The sequence below is a fragment of the Sphingomonas sp. STIS6.2 genome, from assembly GCF_000732685.2.
GTDB lineage: Bacteria > Pseudomonadota > Alphaproteobacteria > Sphingomonadales > Sphingomonadaceae > Sphingomonas > Sphingomonas aerolata.
The window spans coordinates 72,462-79,992 of the sequence record NZ_JPDP02000056.1 but is presented as its reverse complement, the minus strand read 5'-3'; the positions used below and the strand labels follow the sequence as shown (position 1 = coordinate 79,992).

The 7,531-nt window shown below is 71.1% G+C and carries 7 protein-coding genes; 1 reads left to right on the top strand and 6 read right to left on the bottom strand.

The window, feature by feature from the left end:
- Nucleotides 1-105: 105 nt before the first annotated feature.
- On the bottom strand, nt 106-1,140 hold the full coding sequence (gene pyrC, locus sphst_RS10620; RefSeq protein ID WP_031396051.1) for a dihydroorotase: 1,035 nt from the start codon (nt 1,138-1,140) through the stop codon (nt 106-108).
- 82 nt (nt 1,141-1,222) lie between these two features.
- Between pyrC and ygfZ the strand changes: the two genes are divergently transcribed.
- Nucleotides 1,223-1,975, top strand: a complete 753-nt coding sequence (gene ygfZ / locus sphst_RS10615) for a CAF17-like 4Fe-4S cluster assembly/insertion protein YgfZ (protein ID WP_107045529.1) — start codon at nt 1,223-1,225, stop codon at nt 1,973-1,975.
- Nucleotides 1,976-2,334: 359 nt separating this feature from the next.
- Here ygfZ and sphst_RS10610 read toward each other — a convergent pair whose 3' ends face one another.
- The 5 genes from sphst_RS10610 to sphst_RS10590 form a co-directional block, all read right to left on the bottom strand.
- The gene (locus sphst_RS10610) at nt 2,335-3,459 is read right to left on the bottom strand and encodes an OmpA family protein (protein WP_031396246.1); all 1,125 of its coding nucleotides are present in this window, start codon (nt 3,457-3,459) and stop codon (nt 2,335-2,337) included.
- Nucleotides 3,460-3,577: 118 nt separating this feature from the next.
- Nucleotides 3,578-4,081: a DUF2793 domain-containing protein gene (locus tag sphst_RS10605; protein ID WP_107045524.1), complete on the bottom strand. Its 504-nt coding sequence runs from the start codon at nt 4,079-4,081 to the stop codon at nt 3,578-3,580.
- Nucleotides 4,082-4,098: 17 nt separating this feature from the next.
- Nucleotides 4,099-6,279 carry a phage tail protein gene (locus sphst_RS10600; RefSeq protein ID WP_107045523.1) on the bottom strand — a complete coding sequence of 727 codons (2,181 nt, stop codon included), beginning with the start codon at nt 6,277-6,279 and terminating at the stop codon, nt 4,099-4,101.
- Entirely contained in the window at nt 6,267-6,692 is a 426-nt protein-coding gene (locus sphst_RS10595) for a hypothetical protein (protein ID WP_107045522.1), read from the bottom strand. Before sphst_RS10595 ends, sphst_RS10600 begins: the two co-directional genes overlap by 13 nt.
- Nucleotides 6,689-7,528 (bottom strand): DUF2163 domain-containing protein, encoded by an 840-nt coding sequence (locus tag sphst_RS10590; RefSeq protein WP_107045521.1) that lies wholly within the window; start codon nt 7,526-7,528, stop codon nt 6,689-6,691. The genes sphst_RS10595 and sphst_RS10590 overlap by 4 nt, the downstream gene beginning before the upstream one ends.
- Nucleotides 7,529-7,531: the final 3 nt, after the last annotated feature.

Sequence of the window (7,531 nt, the reverse complement as noted above, 5' to 3'; positions counted from 1 at the left end):
TCATCCTGACGAAAGTCAGGATCCAGAGCCAGGCAGGACAACGCATGTAACCCTGGGCCCTGACTTTCGTCAGGATGACGGGAGAAGGTAAACGGACGGCGCGCCTTACCCCGCGAACCGCCACCCGGCATCGGTCCCCGCCAGGAACGGCACGACCGCGGTATCCCCCTCCCCGACCCGCTCGGGCACCATCACGCGCTCGCGCACCAGCGTCACCGTGCCCTCGTTCAGCGGCAGCCCGTAGAAGCGCGCGCCGTGCTCCGACGCGAACCCCTCGAACCGGTCGATCGCGCCCTCCGCGTCGAACACGCCGAGATACGCCTCGAGCGCGAACGGTGCGTTGAAGATCCCCGCACAGCCGCAGCCCGACTCCTTCGCCCCCACGACATGCGGCGCGCTGTCGGTGCCGAGGAAGAAGCGCGGGCTACCCGACACCGCGGCCTTGCGCACCGCGAGCCGGTGGGTCTCGCGCTTGAGCACGGGCAGGCAATAGGCGTGCGGCCGAAGCCCCCCGTCGAACAGCGCGTTGCGGTTGATCAGCAGATGCTGCGGGGTGATCGTCGCGGCGATCGGATGGTCCGCCTCGGTCACGAACGCCGCGGCCTCGGCGGTGGTGATGTGCTCGAGCACGATCTTCAGCCCCGGATAGTCGCGCGTCAGCGGCGCGAGCGTCCGCTCGACGAACACCGCCTCGCGGTCGAAGATGTCGATCGACTTGTCGGTCACCTCGCCGTGGATCAGCAGCGGCATGCCGATCCGCTGCAGCGTCTCGAGCACGCCGGTCAGCGCGCGGATATCGGTGACGCCGTGCGCCGAATTGGTCGTCGCATGCGCAGGGTAGAGCTTGCACGCGGTGAACACGCCCTCGGCATGGCCGCGCTCGATCTCGGCGGGATCGGTGCCGTCGGTCAGGTAGCAGGTCATTAGCGGCGTGAAATCGACACCGCCGACCGCGGCGAGGATCCGCTCGCGATAGGCGCGCGCGGCGGCGATCGTCGTCACCGGCGGGGTAAGGTTGGGCATGATGATCGCGCGCGCGAACTGCCGCGCGCTGTGCGGCGCGACCGCGTCCAGCATCGCGCCGTCGCGCAGGTGGAGATGCCAGTCGTCGGGGCGGCGGATCGTGATGCTGTCGGTCATGCGCCCTCCTACCGACGCGCGCCGGGCGACGCCAGACGGTTGCGCGCCTTGGAAATCGCCGGGCGCGCACTAGGTGAAGAAGATGACCCAGACCGACAGCGCAACCCTTCTCGCCGACCGCGCGGTGCTGCGCATCGCGGGCGAGGACGTCCGCGGCTTCCTGCAGGGGCTGGTGACCGCCGACACCGCGCTGCTCGCGCCCGGTGCGCCCGCCTGGGCCGCGCTGCTGTCGCCGCAGGGCAAGGTGCTGTTCGACTTCATCCTCTGGGCGGACGGTGCCGACGTGCTGGTCGATGTCGAAGCCACGCAGGCCGAGGCGCTGGCGAAGCGACTGACGCTCTACCGCCTGCGCCGCGCGATCACGATCGCGCCCGATCCGCTCCACGTCCACTGGTCGCCGACGGGGACTGAGGGCAGCCCCGACCCGCGGCTTCCCGCGCTCGGCCACCGCTGGCTCGCCCCCGCGGACGCAGCGGCAGGCGATGCGTCACCCGCCTGGCACGCGCACCGCCTGTCGCTCGGCGTGACCGAAGGCGTCGCCGAGCTCGGCAATGGCGAGACGCTCTGGCTCGAATGCAATGCGCGCGAGCTGAACGGCGTCAGCTTCACCAAGGGCTGCTATGTCGGCCAGGAGAACACCGCGCGGATGCACCACCGTTCGAAGGTCAACCGCCGCCTCGTCGTCGCGCCCTTCACCGAACCGAGCAGCCGCACCCGCGTCACCTATCCCGACCTCGCCCTGATGATCGACCACCGCCGCACCGACGCCCTCGGCGACGCGCTCATCCCCGCCTGGCTCGCCCCCGCGCTGGCAGAAGACGATCCCACCAGCTGACGCAAACCGCCCTCACCCCACACCCGTTATCCTGACGAACGTCAGGACCCAGGGTCACGAACGCTGGCGCTGCCTGGCTCTGGATCCTGACTTTCGTCAGGATGACGAGAGGGGGAGGTGCCGCTCGGCTCCGGGTCCTGACGCACGCACGACAGCACCCCCCGCGCGCAGCGCAACAACAATCCCGCCGCATCCTCCACGCCGCCCATCCCAAGAGGCTCCGCGCCTCCGCGCCTCCGCGCGAACCAAACTTCTTCCCGCCCCAACGAACAGCAGACAAAAGAAAAGGGAGGCCGGCTCGCGCCGACCTCCCCGATCTTTTCCCGCATCCGATCCGCAAGGACCGGAAGGCGGAAGTCTTACTGGCCCGAACCCGGACCGTAGGTGACTTCCACGCGACGGTTCTGCACTTCGCGCACGCCATCGGCGGTGTCGACGCGCGGACGGCTCTCACCGAACGCTTCGGTCGAGATCACGCCATCCGGGATCGCATGCGACGACAGATAGGCGCGGACGCCGTCTGCACGACGCTGCGAGAGACCGACGTTGTACGACGCCGAACCCGACTTATCGGCGTGGCCTGCCAGCATGACCTGTGCGTTGCCGCACGACTGGTACTGCGTGACGGCGTTGTCGAGGATCGACGCAGCCTCAGGCGTGATGTCCGACTTGTCCCACTCGAAGAACACGATGAACGGACCAGGCGAGCAAACGACCTCGACCGGCGCCGGCGGCGGCGGGGGAGCCATCGGCTCGGGTGCCGGCGGCGGGGGAGGAGGTGCCATCGGCTCGGCAGGGGCGCCGAAGTTGTACGTCACACCACCAAGGATGCTGTGCGAACGGTAACGACCGTCGAACAGGCGGTTGGTGTTGTCGACCAGCTTGACGTTCTCGGCGTTGAAGAAACGATACTTCAGCGTCGCGTCGATGTGGTCGGTCAGCGGTGCACGGATACCGGCGAGGCCCTGATAGGCGAACACGGTGTCCGAATCGTTCAGGAACGAACCGTTGTTGTTGAGGGCGTAGTTCGCCTTGACGCGAGCAACACCGACACCACCGCCGACAAAGCCCTGGATGCCGTCATCCGGACCGAAGTCCAGCAGGCCGTTCAGCATGAAGCTGAGTGCCGACGAAGAACCGCCAGCATAGTCATAGTTGTTGGCCGGTGCGTTGACGAGTGCGCCTGCACCCGTGAAAGCTGGCGTGGTCGTGGTCGACGAATAGCCGTCCACAGTAGCCTTGCGGTAACCGACTTCGGTTTCGAGGCGGAAGCCACCGAAATCGTAGCCCATGACTGCGTCGACGTCATAACCATAGTCATGGTCGACCGAACCGGCATTGTTCAGAGCACCGATGTCGTAATCGATGTCTTCAACGATCATCGCACCGCCTTCGATGCCAACGTACCACGACTTGTCGCGGGCGAGGGCAGGAGTGGCGAGTGCGGTGGAGGCGAGTGCCAGAACGACGGCAAGCTTCCGCATATAAATCCCCTTTCATGAGTGTCACACGGACATCGCAAACTCCCTATCCTTCGGCTTGTTTCCACGCAAGCGCACAAAAGTTCGAGGTGTTGCTGGAACGCCACAGTTTTTAGAGTGTTTAGGCGGCGATCAATCCGTGGCTCCTCAATAGCACCAGAACGGCGGAAAGTGTAGCCCGGGCGGACGTATCGACCACGGTTCCGCCGACCGGATCGGCAATTGCCGCGCCTTGCGCGCCGACTACCTTGTTGCCGCCGATCACGACTCGCCCGCCGGTGATATCCGCGGCTGTCCAGGCCGTCCCGTCATGCCGGATTAGCGTCGCCAGATCCTCGCGCCACACCGTCATGCCGGCACGCGGCGCGGCGAACCGCCAGCCCCCCGCCGTCCAGCCCGCCAGCGCCTGCGCATGGCCCCCCCAGTCCCCGGTCGGCGCGGCCCCGACGATCCAGCACGCGCCGGGCGCGGGCGCGGCCGGCGGCACGTTCAGCCCGACCGTCACCACGCTCGGCTGGATCAGCAGGTCGATCAGCGCGAGCGCCTCGTTATGCACCATCTCCTTCTGCGCCTGCCCCGGCTGCAGCAGCGGCAACCCCGTCCGCACGCTCGTCTCGTCCGTCATCGCCACTCTCCCCCTCGTCACACCATCAGTATCGCGGGCAGCGACACGCCGAAGTCGCCGCGCTGGCGCACCTCGACCCGCACCGCCCCCGCTGCGCGCTCCGCCGCGGACAGCATCACGACCGGCGTCGCAGTCTCGACGAGCCGCGTCACCCCCGCGCCCGTCACGATCCTCACCGCATAGGCTTCGCCCCCCTCGCCCAGCGGCACGTCGCCGCCATCGATCCAGCGCCACCCCGCCCGGCTCCGCCGCGTCCAGCCGAGCGTCGCGCCGCCATCCGCCGCGATCGTTGCGCGCAAGCCGACTGGCGACGGCGGCAGCACCGACGCGCCCGCCAGCATCAGCCGGGTCTCGACCGGCACCGCATCGCCCACCCCCGACGCCATCACCCGCACCGTCCCGCCGATCGCCGCGACCGGCAGGTCGATCGTCCGCACCGAATCCGCGCTGATCAGCACGAAGCCGTCGCCCGGCGCCTGCGTCCCGATCGCCGCCTCGGTCCCGCGCCGCCCGCGCAGCAGCTGCGTCAGCCGCCACCGCCCACCGCCGAGCGGCACCGCGCGGCCGAACTGGATCAGCTCGCCCCCCGCCATCGCCAGATTGGCCCCCGCATCGAGCGCCGCCGCATCCGCGTCCGCGAGCGCCAGGTCGCCGCGCACCAGCACCACCTCGAACGCGCCCGCCCGGTCGGTCAGCGTCGCCGGCGCCGCGCTAGCGACGACCGCGATCGTCCCGATCGTCGCCGGCGCCGCACTCGCCCCCGCCGCGATCCAGCTCGCCCCGTCGTCGAGCGAATAGAGCAACGCCGCATGCCGCCACCCCGCCCCTGTGCCCGTCGCCGCCACCGACAGCCGCGGCGTGACGAGCGGCGCATCGTCGAGCCCCGGCGTCTCGAACGCGGCGATCCGCGTCGTGCCGATCAGCGCATCCGCCGCGCCGACGATCCGCCCGCTGCTCCCACGCACCGGCAGCGGCGCGGGCGTGAGCGGGGTCAGCACCAGGCTCGTCACCATCGCCTCGACCCGCGTTTCGACGATCCGCCAGACGCCCGGTTCTCCCGTAATCTCGACACAGCCGCCGGGCACCAGCGCCAGCCCCGACAGCCCCAGCCGCACCGTCCGCCGCACCCGCGCGGTCTCGGCGCGCGCGAGCAGTCCGGTCGCGATCGTCTTGGCGGTCCCGGCATCGATCACCGCCGCCACGTCGATCCGCGCGTCGCGCACCCCCGCCCCCTGCCGCGCCACCCGCTGCAGCCCCGCCTGGTAATCGCGCGCGGCATCATAATAGCCCAGCGTCATCGTCCGCGGCACCGTCTCGATCGCCGCCACCGTGCGCGTCCGGCGCGAGCCCGCTTCCCCCTGGCCCTCGACCACCCCCGCATCCGCAACGCTCGCGACCGGCCCCGCCGCATCGCGCATCACCAGCGCGTCGCCGTCCCCCGCGGACACGAACCACGCGCCGCTCGCCTCGGCCAGCGCCGCCAGCACCGCGCCGACGCTCCCCCCCGCCGCCGCGAACCCGTCGAGCGCCAGCGCCACCGCCCCCGACACGCCCCCGTCCGACACGTCCTGCGCGATCGCGGCCACCGGCACCGGCCCCGGATCGGCGATCACCTCGAAGGTCAGCGACGGGATCCGGTTGCCGTAATCCGCCAGCGCCATCCCCTCGAACACGACATAGGCGCAGCCGCGATGCGCGGGCGTCATCGCGCCGCCCTCCGCCGCCGCGATCAGCGGATCGACCGCCTGGTCCTCGCCGCCTGTGTGCAGCCGGAACCCGGTCGCGGTCTTGAAGTCGCCGCCCGCCCCGCGCAGCAACTTCCCCTCCGCCCAGATCCGCCCGATCCCCAGCACCGGCCGCGCCGACAGCAGCACCGCGAACGACGCGGCGTAGCTATAGGTCGACACGCTCGGCTGCCCCTTGCCGCCGCCGCTCGTCGCCCGACTCTCGATCAGGTCGGTCGCCCAGATCACCGTCCCCGCGACGCGCATCGTCCCGAACAGCACAGGGATCTGGCTGCCATAGCTCGAGGTCTGCACCGCCAGCTCGGTCAGCCGCGGCCCCTCGCGCCGCGCCGGGCGCAACAACGTGCCATCGATCGTCCGCCCGACCAGCGCGCCGATCGTCCCGCCCAGCGTGCTCCCGCCCAGCGGCCGGCCGATCACCCGCCCGACCGCGTTCAAGATCAATGTCGCCACGGCCCCACCTCCCCGCTGTTGCCTTCGCCGATCCGCCAGCACCCCAGCACCGGCGCCTCGACCGGCCCCGGCCGCTCGACCACGCGGCGAAGCGTAGCATCGGCATGGACAAGTCCCCGCGTCGTCCTGACCGCGAAATGCAGCTGCCCCGGCCCCGTCCGCAGCATCAGCACGTCGCCCGCTTCCGCCTCGTCCACCCTCACCAGCACGCGATCGAGCCACGCCGCCACCCGCACCGGATCGCCGCCCCGCAGCGCATAGCCGGTCGGCACCGCGACCCCGCACCCGCCCGCCTTCAGCGCCAGCGCGACCAGCCCGACACAGTCGAGCCCCGTCGCCGCCACCCGGCCATGCACCCGGAACCGGCTCCCCACCGCCGCCAGCGCCGCCGCCTCGACGTTCCCGCCGCTCATGCCCCGGGATACCGCGTCAGCAGGTCGATCCCCGGCAGATAGGGCTCACCGCGAAAATTCACCGCATTGCCGAACCGCCCCGCACAGGTCGCCAGACTCCTGTCGCACCCCTCGCTCAGCTCGACGAGCACGCCCGGCACCACGACGAGCACCGGCGCCCGCGCCAGCGTCACGCGGGTGGTCCCAGTCGCCCCCGCCCCCGGTTCCGACGCCGCGACCGCGCTCTCCAGCCCGCTGTTCGCGCCCCCGAACCAGCGCAGCAGCCCGCCCGCATAGAGATCGCCCGCTCCCGCCGCCGCCAGGTCGAGCGTCACCACCGCCCCCTCGCACGCGGTCACCCGTGCGAACCGCCGCCGCGCCGCCATCGCCACGCGGCACCGCCGGTCGCCCAGCGTCGCGCGACATTCGGGCGACGTCTCCTCGACCACCGACCGGTCGAACGCCGCGCTCGCGCCGCGCAGCTCGGCGGTGAACCCGTCCTCGCCCAGCTCGACCGCGCCGATCACCCCCTCGCCCAGCGTCAGCGGCGCGCGCGGATCGGTCCAGTCGACCGCGAACACGCGCACCCGCGCGCCGTCCCACCGCCCGCTCAGCAGATCGCGCTCGCCGATCGCCGCCGAACTCAGCGCGCCCGCCACATCCATCGTATCCGCCTCCGCCCCCGGCTCGAGCACTCCCGACCGCGCGATCGCCGACGGCGTCATCCCCGGCGCCGCGCGGTGGACCAGCCCGTCGACCAGCAGATCCCGGTCATGCCCCGTCAACCCCACCGCCACCCCATCCCGCCGCTCCACCCGCCAGCACAACGCCACCGTCGTCACCCCAACATCCGCCATCGA

What these genes read in the sequence shown, in the direction of transcription:
- ygfZ (WP_107045529.1), top strand. Translation starts at nt 1,223, where the DNA reads ATGACCCAGACCGACAGCGCAACCCTTCTCGCCGACCGCGCGGTGCTG.
- sphst_RS10605 (WP_107045524.1), bottom strand. Translation starts at nt 4,081, where the DNA reads ATGACGGACGAGACGAGCGTGCGGACGGGGTTGCCGCTGCTGCAGCCG.
- sphst_RS10595 (WP_107045522.1), bottom strand. Translation starts at nt 6,692, where the DNA reads ATGAGCGGCGGGAACGTCGAGGCGGCGGCGCTGGCGGCGGTGGGGAGC.
- sphst_RS10610 (WP_031396246.1), bottom strand. Translation starts at nt 3,459, where the DNA reads ATGCGGAAGCTTGCCGTCGTTCTGGCACTCGCCTCCACCGCACTCGCC.
- sphst_RS10590 (WP_107045521.1), bottom strand. Translation starts at nt 7,528, where the DNA reads ATGGCGGATGTTGGGGTGACGACGGTGGCGTTGTGCTGGCGGGTGGAG.
- pyrC (WP_031396051.1), bottom strand. Translation starts at nt 1,140, where the DNA reads ATGACCGACAGCATCACGATCCGCCGCCCCGACGACTGGCATCTCCAC.